The 14985-nt window shown below is 65.2% G+C and carries 15 protein-coding genes; 10 read left to right on the plus strand and 5 right to left on the minus strand.

All coding sequences use genetic code 11. The annotated features are described in order from the left end of the window. Nucleotides 1–135: 135 nt before the first annotated feature. The 3 genes from AAFG16_RS29945 (at nt 136) to AAFG16_RS29955 (ending at nt 3724) form a co-directional block, all read left to right on the plus strand. Nucleotides 136–717 carry a peroxidase-related enzyme gene (locus AAFG16_RS29945; protein WP_342731065.1) on the plus strand — a complete coding sequence of 194 codons (582 nt, stop codon included), beginning with the start codon at nt 136–138 and terminating at the stop codon, nt 715–717. 10 nt (nt 718–727) lie between these two features. Further along, on the plus strand, nt 728–1189 hold the full coding sequence (locus AAFG16_RS29950; protein WP_283080093.1) for an MgtC/SapB family protein: 462 nt from the start codon (nt 728–730) through the stop codon (nt 1187–1189). A gap of 321 nt (nt 1190–1510) precedes the next feature. After that, complete coding sequence (locus tag AAFG16_RS29955; protein ID WP_342731068.1) at nt 1511–3724, plus strand: alkaline phosphatase family protein; 2214 nt, start codon at nt 1511–1513, stop codon at nt 3722–3724. 115 nt (nt 3725–3839) lie between these two features. Here the strand turns inward: AAFG16_RS29955 and AAFG16_RS29960 are convergent, their stop codons facing one another. The 3 genes from AAFG16_RS29960 to AAFG16_RS29970 all read right to left on the minus strand — a co-directional run bounded on the left by AAFG16_RS29960 (nt 3840) and on the right by AAFG16_RS29970 (nt 6848). After that, complete coding sequence (locus tag AAFG16_RS29960; RefSeq protein ID WP_342731070.1) at nt 3840–6392, minus strand: cation-translocating P-type ATPase; 2553 nt, start codon at nt 6390–6392, stop codon at nt 3840–3842. Then, complete coding sequence (locus tag AAFG16_RS29965; RefSeq protein ID WP_342731072.1) at nt 6389–6556, minus strand: hypothetical protein; 168 nt, start codon at nt 6554–6556, stop codon at nt 6389–6391. The genes AAFG16_RS29960 and AAFG16_RS29965 overlap by 4 nt, the downstream gene beginning before the upstream one ends. Nucleotides 6557–6704: 148 nt before the next feature. Next, nucleotides 6705–6848, minus strand: a complete 144-nt coding sequence (locus AAFG16_RS29970; RefSeq protein WP_283080097.1) for a hypothetical protein — start codon at nt 6846–6848, stop codon at nt 6705–6707. Between the two features lie 276 nt (nt 6849–7124). Here AAFG16_RS29970 and AAFG16_RS29975 point away from each other — a divergent pair, with 276 nt between their 5' ends. Further along, nucleotides 7125–7280 carry a hypothetical protein gene (locus AAFG16_RS29975; RefSeq protein WP_283080098.1) on the plus strand — a complete coding sequence of 52 codons (156 nt, stop codon included), beginning with the start codon at nt 7125–7127 and terminating at the stop codon, nt 7278–7280. A gap of 15 nt (nt 7281–7295) precedes the next feature. Here the strand turns inward: AAFG16_RS29975 and AAFG16_RS29980 are convergent, their stop codons facing one another. Next, complete coding sequence (locus AAFG16_RS29980) at nt 7296–7925, minus strand: ParB-like protein (protein WP_283080099.1); 630 nt, start codon at nt 7923–7925, stop codon at nt 7296–7298. A 317-nt stretch (nt 7926–8242) separates the two neighbouring features. Between AAFG16_RS29980 and AAFG16_RS29985 the strand changes: the two genes are divergently transcribed. From AAFG16_RS29985 to AAFG16_RS30010, 6 genes are all read left to right on the plus strand, one after another. Then, a complete protein-coding gene (locus tag AAFG16_RS29985) occupies nt 8243–8584 on the plus strand; it encodes a hypothetical protein (RefSeq protein WP_283080100.1) in 342 nt (113 codons plus the stop codon). 222 nt (nt 8585–8806) lie between these two features. After that, complete coding sequence (locus AAFG16_RS29990; protein WP_007592476.1) at nt 8807–9094, plus strand: acyl carrier protein; 288 nt, start codon at nt 8807–8809, stop codon at nt 9092–9094. A gap of 10 nt (nt 9095–9104) precedes the next feature. Continuing rightward, nucleotides 9105–9575 carry a 3-hydroxyacyl-ACP dehydratase FabZ family protein gene (locus tag AAFG16_RS29995; RefSeq protein ID WP_283080101.1) on the plus strand — a complete coding sequence of 157 codons (471 nt, stop codon included), beginning with the start codon at nt 9105–9107 and terminating at the stop codon, nt 9573–9575. Further along, nucleotides 9572–10777, plus strand: a complete 1206-nt coding sequence (locus AAFG16_RS30000; RefSeq protein ID WP_342731077.1) for a beta-ketoacyl-ACP synthase — start codon at nt 9572–9574, stop codon at nt 10775–10777. The genes AAFG16_RS29995 and AAFG16_RS30000 overlap by 4 nt, the downstream gene beginning before the upstream one ends. A gap of 52 nt (nt 10778–10829) precedes the next feature. Beyond that, nucleotides 10830–12107, plus strand: coding sequence for a beta-ketoacyl-ACP synthase (locus tag AAFG16_RS30005; protein WP_283080103.1), 1278 nt, complete (start codon nt 10830–10832; stop codon nt 12105–12107). 9 nt (nt 12108–12116) lie between these two features. Then, nucleotides 12117–13049, plus strand: coding sequence for a lipid A biosynthesis lauroyl acyltransferase (locus tag AAFG16_RS30010; protein ID WP_342731079.1), 933 nt, complete (start codon nt 12117–12119; stop codon nt 13047–13049). A gap of 130 nt (nt 13050–13179) precedes the next feature. Here AAFG16_RS30010 and AAFG16_RS30015 read toward each other — a convergent pair whose 3' ends face one another. Continuing rightward, nucleotides 13180–14916 carry a tetratricopeptide repeat protein gene (locus AAFG16_RS30015; RefSeq protein WP_342731081.1) on the minus strand — a complete coding sequence of 579 codons (1737 nt, stop codon included), beginning with the start codon at nt 14914–14916 and terminating at the stop codon, nt 13180–13182. Between the last annotated feature and the right edge of the window lie 69 nt (nt 14917–14985).

Raw genomic sequence — 14985 nt, forward strand, 5'->3', positions numbered from 1 at the left:
TTCGCTGCGCTCGCAATGACGGCGGACGGAGCGTGGCTCATAACTCGCACGTTCGTCGCGGCCAGTTCGGAAGGCCAGATTGAGCCCGCCGCCCGCATCGACTATGGTTGCCGGCCCCAAGCCGGAACCATGCCAATGACAAAGCCCGCCGCGCAACGCTTCCCCGCACCCGCGCTCGACACGCTGCCCGAGGACATCCGCACGCGCCTCCTCGCCGTGCAGGAGAAGAGCGGCTTCGTGCCGAACGTGTTCCTGACGCTGGCCTACCGTCCGGACGAGTTCCGCGCCTTCTTCGCCTATCACGACGCGCTGATGGAGAAGGACAGCGGGCTGACCAAGGCCGAGCGCGAGATGATCGTGGTCGCGACCTCCGCGGCCAACCAGTGCCAGTATTGCGTGATCGCGCATGGCGCGATCCTGCGCATCCGCGCCAAGAATCCGCTGATTGCCGACCAGGTCGCGGTGAACTACCGCAAGGCCGACATCACGCCCCGCCAGAAGGCGATGCTCGATTTTGCGATGAAGGTGTCTGCCGACGCACAGCGCGTCTCCGAGGATGATTTTGCCGCGCTTCAACCCCACGGCTTCAGCGACGACGACATCTGGGACATCGCCGCGATCTCCGCCTTCTTCGCGCTCTCGAACCGCCTCGCGAACTTCACCGGCATGCGTCCGAACGAGGAGTTCTACCTGATGGGACGGCTGCCGAAGACGTGACCGACAAGACATGACCGAGCTGGACTGGCCCGAAATCCTGCTGCGCCTCGGCACGGCGACGCTCGCCGCCGGCGCGATCGGCCTCGACCGCGACCTGCACGACAAGCCGATCGGGCTGAAGACGCTCGGCATCGTCGGGCTCTCCACCGCCACTGTCGTGCTGCTCGCCGTGCAGTTCGCCGAGCCCGGCAAGATCACCGATGCGGCCAGCCGCGTGATCCAGGGCATCCTCACCGGCATCGGCTTTCTCGGCGCCGGCGTCATCGTGCGCGAGGGCCATCGCTTCCGCGTCCATGGCTTGACCAGCGCAGCCTGCGCCTTCCTCGCCGCCTGCCTCGGCATCGCCTGCGGCGCCGGCGAATGGAAGATCGTCCTGGTCGCGGTGGTGATCGCAATTGTACTGCTCACGGTCGGCCGGCCCGTCGAACGCTGGCTGCACCGCCTGCTTGGCGGCAATGACAGTCACACCTAGGCCGGAAGCGACGCCATAAGTCTGATGCGTGCGCGCAGATGCAGATCGAGATTGCAGGGTTCCATTCGTCGTTCACGTCCAGGCACGATTATGTTCGAAATCGCCATCATCGCGCTTTAGACCGTTGTTCGCGCGTGGTCTTTTCGACAAGCGATTGCGTCATCGTCCGCGTCATGCGCGGACGCTCGCGCGCCGACATCCTGTTGGCGTAATCGCTTCGACGTGCACGTGTCACATGCGCGTCGTCGGCCGCACTCGATAATCGCTCCCCGTTGCAGACAACATCCGCGCAGATCGCGCAGTCAGCCTGGGGGCGATCACATGAACAAGAAGATTCTTCTTTCCCTGATTGCGGCGATGTCGCTCGCCACATCGCTGGCCGGTGTTGCGACGCCTGTGCGTGCGGGCGATGACGACCAGGACCGCGACTTCGGCAATTTCCGCAATCGCGATCACGGTGGCGGCCATCATGGCCACAAGTCGAAGCAGGTCGTGCTGATCTCGCTCGACGGCGCCAAGCCCAATTTCATCCAGCAATTCATCGAGGAAGGCGTGTTGCCGCGTGACGGCGGCCTGGCGCGGCTGAGCCGCCACGGCGCAGTGGCGCTGCAGAACGTGACGGCCTCGCCATCGCTCACGGCAGTGTCGCATATCGAGATCGCCACCGGCTCGAACGCGGTTCACAACGACATCCCCTCGAACACGTTCCAGGCCGCCGTCGCGCCGATCTCCTCGAGCATCAGCGGCTTCGCGGCCCCGATTGGCGGTTATCAGGAGAGCCCGCTCGGGCCTTCGCCGCACCCGACGGCCGAACCGCTGTGGGTGCAGCTCCGCCAGCAGGGCAAGAAAGTCGCCACCGCGACCTGGCCCGGCGGCGACGGCGCCGACATCTCCATTAACGGCACCGTGGTGCAACCGGCGCAGCCGACCCGTGTGACCAACTACACCGTGCCGTTCGGTGCGTTCGGCGGCCTCTCCGCCCAGGGCTTCTCGCTGACCCAATCCGACTTCGCGCCCGATGCCGGCGTCGTCGCAGGACTCCAGGCAGCCGGCCATTTCTCCTTCAGCCCGGTGCTGGTGACGACCAACCCGATCGAGTCGTTCTCGTGCTCCTCGGCGCAGACCTCGACCTGCTCCAGCAACGCGGCGACGTTCGACGTCAAATATTCGATCCGCGTCGCGGCGATCGACACCACCAACGACAACAAGGTGAACTACGACACGCTGGTGTTCTTCGATACCACGCAGGGCATCAAGCGAGGACCGTTCCACGCTCCCTCGACCGGACCTGCCTATGCCAAGTTCGGCGACGAGAACGCGCCGTTCTTCTTCGAGGGCAGCGGCGCCAAGGTCGGTGCCGCCTATTACGTCTCGCAGCTGTCGCCCGATCTCTCCGTGGTGCGCTTCGCCCGCTACGGTGCCAACTACATCCCGCGCAACACGCCGGTGCTGGCCGATGTCGACGACATCAACAACAACATCGGCTTCTGGCGTCCGCAGGCCGATTTCCGCATTCCGGAGCGGCTGAGCCCCGGCTTCACCAATTTCCCCGACATCGAGATCGAGGCGATGTTCGAGGACATGGTCAAGACCTTCGTGCGCTACCAGGCCGAGATCGGTGAGCGCGCGATCCAGAATCATCCCGACGCCGACCTCGTCATGGTCTATATCGAGCAGCCGGACGGCTCCGAGCATCAGTTCCTGCTCACCGATCCGCGCCAGGGCACCAACCCGAAGGATCCGAACTCGATCGGCGCCGGCCAGGATCCTGCCAAGGTCAAGCGCTACGCCTCCTACATCCGCTTCGCCTATCAGGTCGCCGACAAGGCGGTGAAGAAGATCGCCGATGCGGCGGGCTCCGACAGCAACGTCATCGTGGTCTCCGACCACGGCTTCGCCCCGTTCCACACCTCGGTCAGCATGACCAACATCCTGAAGAACGCCGGCATCGACACCACGAAGCTCGCGATCCGCACCTCGGGTCCGGCGGTCAACATCTACGTCAACCTCCAGAACCGCGAACAGGGCGGCACCGTCGATCTTTCGACCTATAAGGCGCTGGTCGCGCAGATCGCTGACGCAGTGAAGAACGCGGTCGATCCCAATCCGAAGTTGAACTACTCGCTCGACAGTGGACGCATCTTCAACGTAGTGGAGACCCGGCCGCTGCAATGCAACGCCGGAACCGGGCTGTGCACCAGCAAGACCATCGGCCAGGATTTCGGCGATGTGTTCGCGCTGATGGCGCCGGGTTACAATTTCGACGGCATCCAGAACCCCGGCGTCGCGCGCCTCGGCGACCCCGCGTTCAACGCGGCAACGACCATGCTGTCGATGCCGAACTTCTACGGCGCGCACGGCCATGATCCCGAGCTGCCGGTGATGAGCGCGACCTTCATCGCCGCAGGTCCCGATATCCGCAAGACCACGATCCGGCGCATGCGCAACCTCGACGTCGCGCCGACGATCATGCAGATCCTCGGCGTCAGGCCGCACCAGGTCGACGGCGAGGTGCTGCGCGAGATCCTGCGCTGAAGCAGGCCGCAGTGAAGACTCAGCCGATGGACGCCCAGCAGCGCCCATCGGCTTCTTGCGGCCGCGGGTTCCACTCCTGGATGCCGTCCTGTCTCGAATGGTCTTATCCGATCAACTAGAACCGAAGCCGGCGCGCCCAGAGCGGCTTCAGAAATTCCAGCGCTGTCAGCACCAGCAGTCCCGCACCAAGCGGGACCATCAGATCGTTCAGATGCAACGGTCCGAATCGAAACAGCGCGGTGACCGGAGGCCAGAACAGCGTGGTGGCGAGGATGAGGGCGATCGACAGGAATATCCAGAGCAGTGCGCGATTGGGACGGAAGAATGCCGACAGGAATGATGCGCTGAAAGACCGGTTGACCAGAACCAGTGCGACGACACAGACGACCAGCGCAACGAAGGCGAGCGCCCGCGCCTCGTCCGGGGGCACCCCGGAGCGAAGCGCGACGACGAAGATGACGGCAATCAGCGCAAGGGACAGCGCACCCTGCAGAACGCTCCAGCCGACCAATGGCCACGAGAACAGCTCGGAATCGGCCCGCCGCGGCGGACGCGACATCACATCGCGCTCTTCGCGCTCGGCCTCGAACACGAGTGAGCAGACCGGATCGATGATCAATTCCAGAAACGCGATGTGAACGGGCCCAAGAATCAGGGGAAGCCCTAGCACCAGTGGGAGCAGCGCAAGCCCCGCTATCGGGACGTGAACGGCGAAGATGAAGGCCATCGCCTTGCGCAGATTGTCGTAGATTCTGCGGCCCAGGCGAATGGCCGACACGATCGAGTCGAAATCGTCGTCGAGCAGGACGATCGAAGACGCCTCCCGCGCAACGTCAGTCCCGCGCCCTCCCATCGCGATGCCGATGTGGGCCGCTTTCAGCGAGGGAGCGTCGTTGACGCCGTCACCGGTCATCGCCACGATCTCGCCGTTGCGCTTCATGGCTTCGACGATGCGCAACTTCTGTTCCGGCAGCACCCGCGCGAACACGTTCACATGCCGGACGCGCTCCGCAAGCTCCAGATCGTCCGCCAGCTTGATCTGATCGCCAGTCATGACGTCCCGGACGTCGATCCCTGCCTGGCTCGCGATGGCAACAGCCGTCGCCGGATAGTCGCCCGTGATCATGACGACGCGAATCCCCGCCGCACGGCATTCACGAACCGCCTCGGGCACATGGGGGCGCAGCGGATCGGCAAGCCCGACCAGGCCGACAAAGCGAAACGCGAAAGCCTCCTGGGACGGCGGGAGTTCCGCGTCATCGCAGATGGCAATGGCCATTCCGAGCACGCGAAGTCCGTCCTTTGCCATTGCGCCGACGGCATCTCTCACCGTCTCTTGATCCGCGTCGCTGAGCCTGCACAGGCGCGCAATCGCCTCAGGCGCGCCTTTGGCGCAGACGAGGAGGTCCGCCCGGCCGGACGTCCGCCAGACCTGCGTCATGGCGAGCAGTTCAGGGCGCAGACCATAGGTGCGCACGAGCGCCCTCTCGCGATCCGGCGCCTCGTCGTGCCGCAACGCGTCGCGCGCAAACAGGTGCAGCGCCTTCTCCATCGGATCGAACGGGTCCAGCGAACTCGCCAGGGCGCCGCAGCGCGCCAACTCGACAAATTCGGGCCTGACGCGATCTGGTCGGGCTGCCGCCGGGCGCATGCGTGCTCCATCGAGCAGTCGTAGTTCTGCGACAGACATCCGATTTTGCGTCAGTGTTCCGGTCTTGTCGGTGCAGAGGACGCTCGCAGAACCGAGGACCTCGATGGCTGCGCCTCGCCGCGTCAGAACGCGGGCTTGCGAAATCCGCCATGCTCCCATCGCCATGAAGACCGTGAGCACGACGCCAAACTCTTCCGGAAGCATCGACATGCCGATGGCGACGCCCGCAAGCAATGCTTGCAGCCAATCCCCCCGCAAGACGCCGTAGAGCGCAATGGCGGCCAGACTGACCGCAAGCCCGCCGAGGAAGCAAAGCCGCACCAGTCTTGCGGTCTGCTGCTGAAGCCGGGGCGGCTCGGCCTGTAAGCCACGCAGCGACAGACCGATCTTCCCAATCTCGCTGCGCGGTCCGGTGGCCTCGACCAACGCCCGTCCCTCGCCGCGCACGACAAGCGAGCCGGAATACGCGAAGGGCTGATCCTCCCCGCCTGGCCGGTGCTCGACCACAGCGCCCTTGTCGAAGACCAGCTTGCTGACCGGCACCGACTCGCCCGTCAGCAGGGACTCGTCGATTTGCAAATCGCGCGCGTCAACAAGGACAGCGTCGGCTGGAATCCGGTCGCCTTCACCAAGGACGAGGAGGTCGCCGCGTACGACCTCACGGCCCGGGATTCGCTGAGCCGTGCCGTCCCGCACCACGAGCGCGCGCGGGCTGGTCAGGTCACGCAAGGCGTCGAGCACGCGCTCGGTCCGGGTCTCCTGCACCACCGTGATCACGATGGACATCGCACCGAATGCGAGGAGGATCAGCGCCTCCTTGAGGTCGCCGAGCACGAGGTAGATCAGCCCGCCGCAAAGGAGCAGCAAGAGCATCGGCTCGCGGAGCACTTCCACGACGATGCGCAAGGGGTTGCGTCGTTCGGGCCGAGGCAGCTCGTTGTAGCCGTCCTTTTCCAGCCGCGCCTGGGCCTCGGCCTGGCTCAGCCCGGATGGTCGCGTGCTCGCCGTGCCGCTCACGTCTTCCGCCGCAGGCTCCAAAGCGTTCCGGCGCCCAGAGCGGCGGTCACGAGCAGGATGGCGACGAAGGTCTGGATGATGGTGAAGTTGAGCGCGTCGCGCGCGACGAACAGCGCGGTAATGGCGCCGGCCGCGACAAAGAGAATGCGAAAGATCAGACTCATGGCCACGCCTCCAGGTTGGCATGACCTGGAGCCCGCGCCCTCGATATCGGGGCGCAGCGCGCCGTAGCCGATCGTGCGGGGCGTACCTTAACTGGACGCCACGGCCCGGATTTTGCGGCAGATCAAGCCTGCCCTGAAGCGGATACCGCTACTGCTTCGCCATCAGATCGAGCGCCGGAGCAAAGCGCTCGGCAAACGTCAAGGTCTTGGCGTGGTGTACCGCGGCGAACGACGCCGATATTCCTGCCGAGGCAACTGCGAGCAAGGCAACGGCGAAAACCAGACGGCGCATTACGGCCTCCTGTGTGAGCTCGACTACCCCCAACACATGGGGCGGCTCTGTTTCAGGACGGTTTCGTCGCTGCGGAAAATGATGTCGCTCAAGCGGCTGTGATGAGAGCCACCTTATCGGGCCGCGCGCCGTGACCAACTAACAAAGTATCGCGATTGTCTTGCGCGGACGCGGGCCGCATCGGGAATTTCGCACGCGCGATGACGATCGCGATTAGCAGGACCGCCGCGACAGGCGGCGTTTGCTGGAGTGCGGAGGTATCGAGGAATTACGCAGATGAAAATCGTCATCCGGAAGCTCAATGGCCTGTGGCACCTCTTCGTCGGATCGAGCCAGATCCGAACGCCCTTCCTGGACACCCAGGACCGCGCGCTGGTCGTCACTTACGCCCGTCGCGCCTATCCCGGCGCCAAGATCTTCCAACGCGATTGATATGGGCGCTGACGCCTAATCATCGTCCGCCGGCCCGCACCAGCCGGGCAGATAGATTGCATCCTTGCTCTTGGCCGATGACAATGCCTTTTCCAGCGCCTTGTCGAAATTGGCGTCCACCGCCTTGCGCGTCAGCTTCCGGCGCAGAAAGTCGGCCCACAGGAATTCCGAGAACGGCGTGGTGTCCTTGGCAAAGCCGCCCATGCGGCGGAGCTCGCCGGCAAGGCTGCGGAACGGGTCGTCCTTGAGATCGGCGACCGATTTCGGCAGATCGCGGAACGGACGCCGCTCGCCCTTGGCGTCGTAGGGATAGACCCAGCGCTTGTTGTCCATCACGCCCCAGAACGCCTCGCGCTCGACCATCCGGAGGTCGCCGACGACGGTCACCAGCACCTCCTTGATGCCCTCGTCATGCAGCGCGCGGCCGAGATGATGATGGTCGATCACGTAGTAGCGCAGGTCCGGCCCGTAGACGACGGGGATCATGTGCGTGCCGAGCAGATCGGACTGCTTCTTCTTGCCATGCTCGCGCCAGCGCTTGCGCTTCTCCTTGACCTCCCGCATGCCGACCGTCATCTGCGTCGGCCGCAACGACAGGATCGGCACCGGATGCACTCTCGGCTCGCGCGCGTTGGTGGTGGTCATGGTCGAAGATCCCTCGCATCGTTTCGCAACCGGTGGTCCCGGTTCCCGGATTATGACACGGGCCCGTTAGCGGGAAAATGCATTCGGTTCCGGCAGCGGGGTCACAAGCCGATGTATACGCGATAACGCCGTGGCCGTTGCTGCAGCGCAAACCGCACCTTCCTGACTCAGAGATGACAACCGGCTCCGCGCTCGTCCACAGGGTCCCGCCGAAATAGTGCGAACGCATAATGCACGCGTGCATTGAGAAGATTTTCTGCAACGCCTTCACCACGTGTGCTATCTAAAAATCGCTGCTTCGGAGTTGATCCTCACACATGAAGACCCAGCGGCCCATAAGCTCTGATGACGAGCACCGGGTGCTCCAGTTCAGGCCGCGCAATTCGCCCTCCCCGACGGTCCACCGGGGCAGCGGTACCGTGCAGCCGCTGCGCGTTACGCCCGAGCAGCTCGACCTGTCGCGCTACGAGCAGCCCCGCACCGAGCCGGACGATTTCCGCCACCGTATGCTCGCCAACATCGCCGCCCTCGCCTTCACCGTCGCGCTGACCGCGATCGGTATCTGGCTCGCGGTGAGCATCGCCGACCTCAGGCGGACCCAGGATTGCGTGCTGATGGGCCGCCGCGACTGCGTCAAGATCACGACGCCGCACATCTAGGCCCATCCCCCCGCCGGTCCCGGCCCGAAACGGCTCCGGCAAGCATCCCCAGCCCTGTCCGAGGGGCCCGTCCGGCTCCATTGAACTCGGGGCGGCGCTCCGATATACGGGCTTTCGACCCGGCCAGAGGGGGGTTTGAGGGCGTCATCTGGGGCGCGATGCCCGCCCACCGTGCCACTCTGGAAATCTGACAAATATCCGCAATATATCAAAGGCTTAGTGATGTCTTCCACATTCGATCAGGTCGCCACGATCATCGCTGAAACCTGCGACATCCCGCGCGACACGATCACGCCGGATAGCCATGCCATCGACGATCTCGGCATCGACAGCCTCGATTTTCTCGACATCGCGTTTGCGATCGACAAGCAGTTCGGCATCAAGCTGCCGCTGGAAAAGTGGACCCAGGAGGTCAACGACGGCAAGGCGACCACCGAGCAGTATTTCGTGCTGAAGAATCTGTGCGCCCGCATCGACGAACTGGTTGCGGCCAAGGGCGCGAGCGCCTAAGGGCGCAGTCATGCAACTCGAATACTTCCACATGATCGATCGCATCGTCGACCTCAAGGTCGACGAGAAGACGATCGTCGTCGAGGCCCAGGTTCCGAAGGAGAGCACCATCTTCGAGGGGCACTTCCCGGGCTATCCCCTGATGCCCGGCGTGCTCCTGATCGAATCGATGGCGCAGGCCTCGGGCTGGCTTCAACTCGGCGTGTTCAAGTTCGAGCGCATGCCGATCCTGGCCGCCGTCAAGGAGGCCAAGGTCCGCGGCTCGGTGTTCCCAGGCGACCTCATGAGCATCGAGGCCACGCTGGCCCATGAGGGTTCCGGCTACGCCATGACCGAGGCCAAGATCAGGGTTGGCGGCAAGCTGCGCGCGAATTCGACGCTCACTTTTACGCTGATCCCCTTCCCCAATGCGGATATGCGCGGATACATGGCGCAGGTCGCCCAGCGCGTCGGATTTCCGCAACAGGCCGTATCGCCATGACTGAGACTGCTTCGAAGCCCGGCCAGACGGAAGTCTGGATCACCGGCATTGGGCTTGCCACCTCGCTCGGCGAGGGCCTGGACGCCAACTGGGCCGCGCTTGAAGAGAAGCGCGTCAATGTCGACGAGAAGGGCTTTGCGCCAAACGTCGTGCATCCCTTGATGCCCGTCTCCTTCGACAGCCAGATCCCGAAGAAGGGCGACCAGCGCCAGATGGAAGCCTGGCAGCGCATCGGCACCTACGCTGCCGGCCTGGCGCTCGACTCCGCGGGAATCAAGGGCAACAAGGACATCCTGGCGAAGATCGACATGGTGGTCGCCGCCGGCGGCGGCGAGCGCGATCTCAACGTCGACAGCGGCGTGCTCTCGGCCGAGGCCAAGGGGGCGAACGCGCCCGGTTTCCTCAATGAGCGGCTGATGAGCGACCTCAGGCCGACGCTGTTCCTGGCGCAGCTCTCCAATTTGCTCGCCGGCAACATCGCCATCGTGCACGGCTTGGGCGGCACCTCGCGCACCTTCATGGGCGAAGAGGTCGCGGGCGCAGATGCGGCCCGCATTGCGCTTGCGCGCATCGCCTCGGGCGAGAGCGACATTGCGCTGGTCGGCGGCTCGCATAATGGCGAGCGCAAGGACCTGATGGTCCTCTACGAATTCGGCGACTTCAATTTGAAGGACAAGTTCGCCCCCGTCTGGGCGCGCAAGGACCACGCCGGCTTCGCGCTCGGCTCGGCCGGCGCCTTCCTGGTGCTGGAATCGAAGGCGCATGCACAAGCGCGCGGCGCAAAGCCGTTCGCAAAGCTGACGAGCGTCGTTGCCGACCTCGCCCGGCGCAAGCAGCCGGGCGACATGGCCGCGACCTTGGAGAAGCTTTGGGAAAAGCTGCCGAAGCGCGAGGGCAAGGGCGCGATCATCTCGGGCGCGACCGGCACCGAGCCAGCGACCAGCGAGGAGCGCAGCTTCCTGAAGAACCATACCGACTTCCCGGTCCGCGCGACCGGCACGATGTTCGGCCACACCATGGAAACGCAGTTCCCGCTCGGCATCGCGCTCGCCGCGCTGTCGATCTCGCGCGGCGCGCTGTTCCCGCCGAACGATTCGACCGGGACCGAGATTGAAATGCTGGGGGCGCCCACCCAGATTGTTGTCGTGGGAGCCGGACACTGGCGCGGTGAAGGCATGGCGCTGGTCGAGGCGGTGAGCTGAAGCGCGTTCGCGCTTTGGCTGGATGACGCTGTAGCTCTATCGGGGGAACGACATGACTGCACCACGCGACAAACTCGGGCGTCCCGTCGTCGTCGTCACCGGCATGGGCATCATGACCTCGCTCGGCGCCGGCAAGGCCGACAATTGGGCCAAGCTCGTGGCCGGCGAATCCGGCATCCGCACCATCACGCGCTTTCCGATCGAGGGCCTGAAGACCACGATGGCCGGTACCGTCGATTTTGTCAGCGTCGATCCGTTCTCCTCCACCGCCCTGTCCGAACGGATGGCCGAGATCGTGACGGAGGAAGCGCTCGAGCAGGCCGGCATCGGCGCCAAGGCCGATTTCCCGGGCCCCCTCTTCCTGGCGGTTGCGCCTGTCGAAGTCGAATGGCCGCAGCGCCGCGAGCTCGGCCGCGCCGTCGGCGCGCTCGACATCAACTATGACGATTTGCTGCGCATCTCCGGCGGCGGCAAGTACACAGCCTATCACCACCGCTTCATGTTCGGCTCGGTCGCAGCCCACCTCGCCGAGACCTTCGGCACCAAGGGCTCGCCGATCTCGCTGTCGACGGCGTGTGCGTCCGGAGCCACCTCGATCCAGCTCGGCGTCGAGGCGATTCGCCGCGGCGAGACCGATGCTGCACTGTGCGTTGCGACCGACGGCACCGTGAATCCGGAAGCGCTGGTGCGCTTCTCGCTGCTCTCGGCGCTGTCGACCCAGAACGATCCGCCGCAGGCGGCCTCCCGTCCCTTCTCCAAGAACCGCGACGGCTTCGTCATGGCCGAAGGCGCCGGCGCGCTCGTGCTGGAAAGCTATGAGGCGGCCACCGCGCGTGGCGCGAAGATCCTCGGCGTGATCGCCGGCTGCGGCGAGCTCACCGATTCCTTCCATCGCACCCGCTCCTCGCCCGACGGCAAGCCGATCATCGGCTGCATGAACAAGACGCTGGCCGATGCCGGCATGACGCCGGACCAGATCGACCACATCAACGCGCACGGCACCGCGACGCCCGAAAACGACAAGATGGAGTTCAACACGACATCGGCCGTGTTCGGCGATCTCGCGCAGAAGATTCCGGTCACCTCCAACAAGTCGATGGTCGGCCACACCATCTCGGCCGCAGGTGCAGTGGAGGCGATCTTCTCGCTGCTCACGCTCGAGCATCAGCGTATCCCGCCGACGATCAACTACGACAATCCGGATCCCACGATCCTGTTCGACGTCGTCGGCAACAAGGCGCGCGATGCCCGCGTCACCGCGGTGATGTCGAACTCGTTCGGCTTCGGCGGCCAGAACGCCTCGCTGATCCTCACGCGCGAACCGGCCTGAACCGGACGCATGGCGCTGATTTCTCTCGGCACGAAGATCCGCGCACGCAATGCTGCCAAATCGATCAGCGGAAGCCTGATCGGCGCTGCCACCGTCGGCATGCTGCGCACCACGCGCTATTTCGATCCGGTCAAGACCTCGAACTTTTTCGCGCGGATGACCAAGCTGATCGGCCCGCGTCTGCGCGAGCACCGCATCGGCCGCGCCAACCTCACCGCGGCCTTTCCGGAGAAGTCGCCCGAAGAGATCGAAAACATCCTGATGGGCGTGTGGGACAATCTCGGCCGCGTCGGCGCCGAATTCGCCCATATGGACCACGTCTGGGACTACGACCGCGACCATCCGGAGAAAAGCCGGATCGAAATCCCGGCGCGCAGCATCGAGCTGTTCAACCAGATCCGCGACGACGGCAAGCCAGCGCTGATCTTCGCCGCGCATCTGGCCAATTGGGAATTGCCGGCGCTCGCCGGCGTCGCGCACGGGCTGGACGCCGCGATCCTCTATCGCCGCCCGAACATCGCCTCCGCCGACCGCATCATCCAGGAGATGCGCCAGGTCAACATGGGCACGCTGATCCCGGCGGGCCGCGACGCCCCGTTCCGGCTCGGTCAGGCGCTGAAAGAGGGCAAGCACGTCGCGATGCTGATCGACCAGTATCTGACTGGCGGCGTCGAGGTCACCTTCTTCGGCCGCAAGACCCGCGCCAACCCGACGCTGGCCCGCCTGCTCCGCCAGGTCGAATGCCCCATCCACGGCGTCCGCATCATCCGCCTGCCCGACGGCCGCTTCACCGGCGAGCTGACCGAGGAAATTCCGCCGGTGCGCGATGCCGACGGCAAGATCGACATCCAGGGCACGATGCAGGCCGTGACAAGCGTGGTGGAGAGCTGGGTGCGCGAGCATCCCGAACAGTGGCTGTGGCTGCACAGAAGGTGGCGGTAGCCAGCACTGCTTTCTCCGTCATGGCCGGGCTTGTCCCGGCCATCCACGCGCTTCCAGAGGCGAGATCAAGGACGTGGATGCCCGGGACAAGCCCGAGCATGACGACTGAACGCGCCGCCTGCGCCGACCCTCACTGTTCCGGCAATCCTGCATCCACCTCGGCCTGCACGACACGCTCCCAGGCCGCGATACAAACCGGACTTGCGTTCTTCATCGGCGGCCAGACGCTTTGCCGCGTCGTGCCGGGCCGCAAGCGCAATCCCTCCGCAATCGCGGCCTTCGCCTCCTCGGCCCGGCCCGTTCTCTGATAGGCAGCAGCGAGCAGGAAATGCGAGCGGCCGGTTCCCGGCGTGATGGCGATCGAGCGCTGCAGCCACGGCAGCGCCTCCTCGTAGCGGCCCATCAAGGCATGCGCCGTGCCTGCGCCGAGCAACCAGGTCCAGCGCGAGGCCGGTGGCGTGTCGTAACGATCGGCTTGCTGGAATGTCGCGAGCGCATCGTCGAAGCGGCCGAGATAGATCTGGCCCAACCCGATCAGATAGAGCGCAGACCCGTTCCACGGATCGAAGCTCAAGGCCCTGGCGCAGGTGACGAGGCTTTCGACGAAATGGTTGGTCGCGCTGAGGAAGCGGCAATAGGCCTCGAGCACCGGAATCGAATTCGGCTTCGACCGCAATGCCTGTTCGAGCGTCGCATTGGCCCTCCCCTCGACCGCAGCAGCCTCCTCCGGGCCGAACCAGACCATCTGGATGCCGCGCATCTGCAGCGAGGCGAGCGCGACCGCGATGTCGAGATTGTCAGGATCGTCAGCGAGCGCCTTTTGCAGCATGGCCTGCGCCGCGCCAAAACGCTCGCGCGTGGTCTGGTTGATCGAGGCGAGCGCCTGCTCGACCGCCACCTTGTCGCCGCCGACCGAGGATTTGCGGCTCGCAGATGACGATACGCGCGGCTCCAGAATCTCGTTGAGACGGCGCGCGAGCACATGACCGACGCCGGCGACGAGCCGTGACTGCGCGAGTTGCGCGTCCGCATCGTCCGCGGCGACCGAAGCTGCAACGACCGACTGAACCTCGCCAGTCGCAGCCTTGATGATACGCGCGCGCAGCGTCCAGGATCGATCGCCATGCTGCAACTCACCATGCAGCTCGTAATCGGATGATCCGGCGGAGGAAGCTTTGCTCTCGCCGCCGGCGACCGTCAATCGTGGCGCAACCACGCTGATGTTCTGGATCTTGGCGAAACCATCCGTGAGGCGGGCGGTGACGTCTGCCGCCATCGCCGCGCCACGCGGGTCGTTGCTGTCATCAGCGATCGGCATCACGGCGAGCCGCGGCGGCGCTCGCCTGAACAGAAGGTCCGGCTTCAGCACGGGCGCGGCAACCGCAAGCCCCATGACGATCACGCAGAGCCCGGCCACGGCGGCGACCGTGGCCTGCCGGCTCAAGCCGAACATCGCGCGCCGCGGCCTCACGGGCGGCACAGCAACCTCGGCCGGCGGCAGGGGCGCGACCTCGTCGCCGGGGTCCGGCCGGGTCTCCTCGGCCTGCACCGGGCCGGATTCGGGCGCAGCCTCAACCTCCGCCGCCAGCAGATAGCCGCCGCCGGAGGCGAGCTTGATCAGCTGCCGCCGGTCGTCGCCGAGCGCGTTCCGAAGCTCTCGGATGCATTGAAACAGGCTGTCCTCGCCGACATGGACGTTCGGCCAGACCGCCTCCATCAGCTCCTGCTTGCTCAGCACGCGGCCGCCGCTGGTGGCAAAGAGCCGGAGCATCTCGAACGTCTTGGGCCGGAGCTTGATCGGAGCGCCATCGGCCCCGCGCAGCTCCGCGCGCTGCAGGTCCAGCTCGAAGCCGGCGAAACGAAGCAAGCTATCCCCCAACACGTCTCTCAAGGTGGCCCATATAGCGGAAGTCTGCCGAAAATGCCCGGAAATCGG

Origin of the sequence: Bradyrhizobium sp. B117, from assembly GCF_038969555.1 — a bacterium.
In the GTDB taxonomy this organism is placed as follows: Bacteria; Pseudomonadota; Alphaproteobacteria; order Rhizobiales; family Xanthobacteraceae; genus Bradyrhizobium.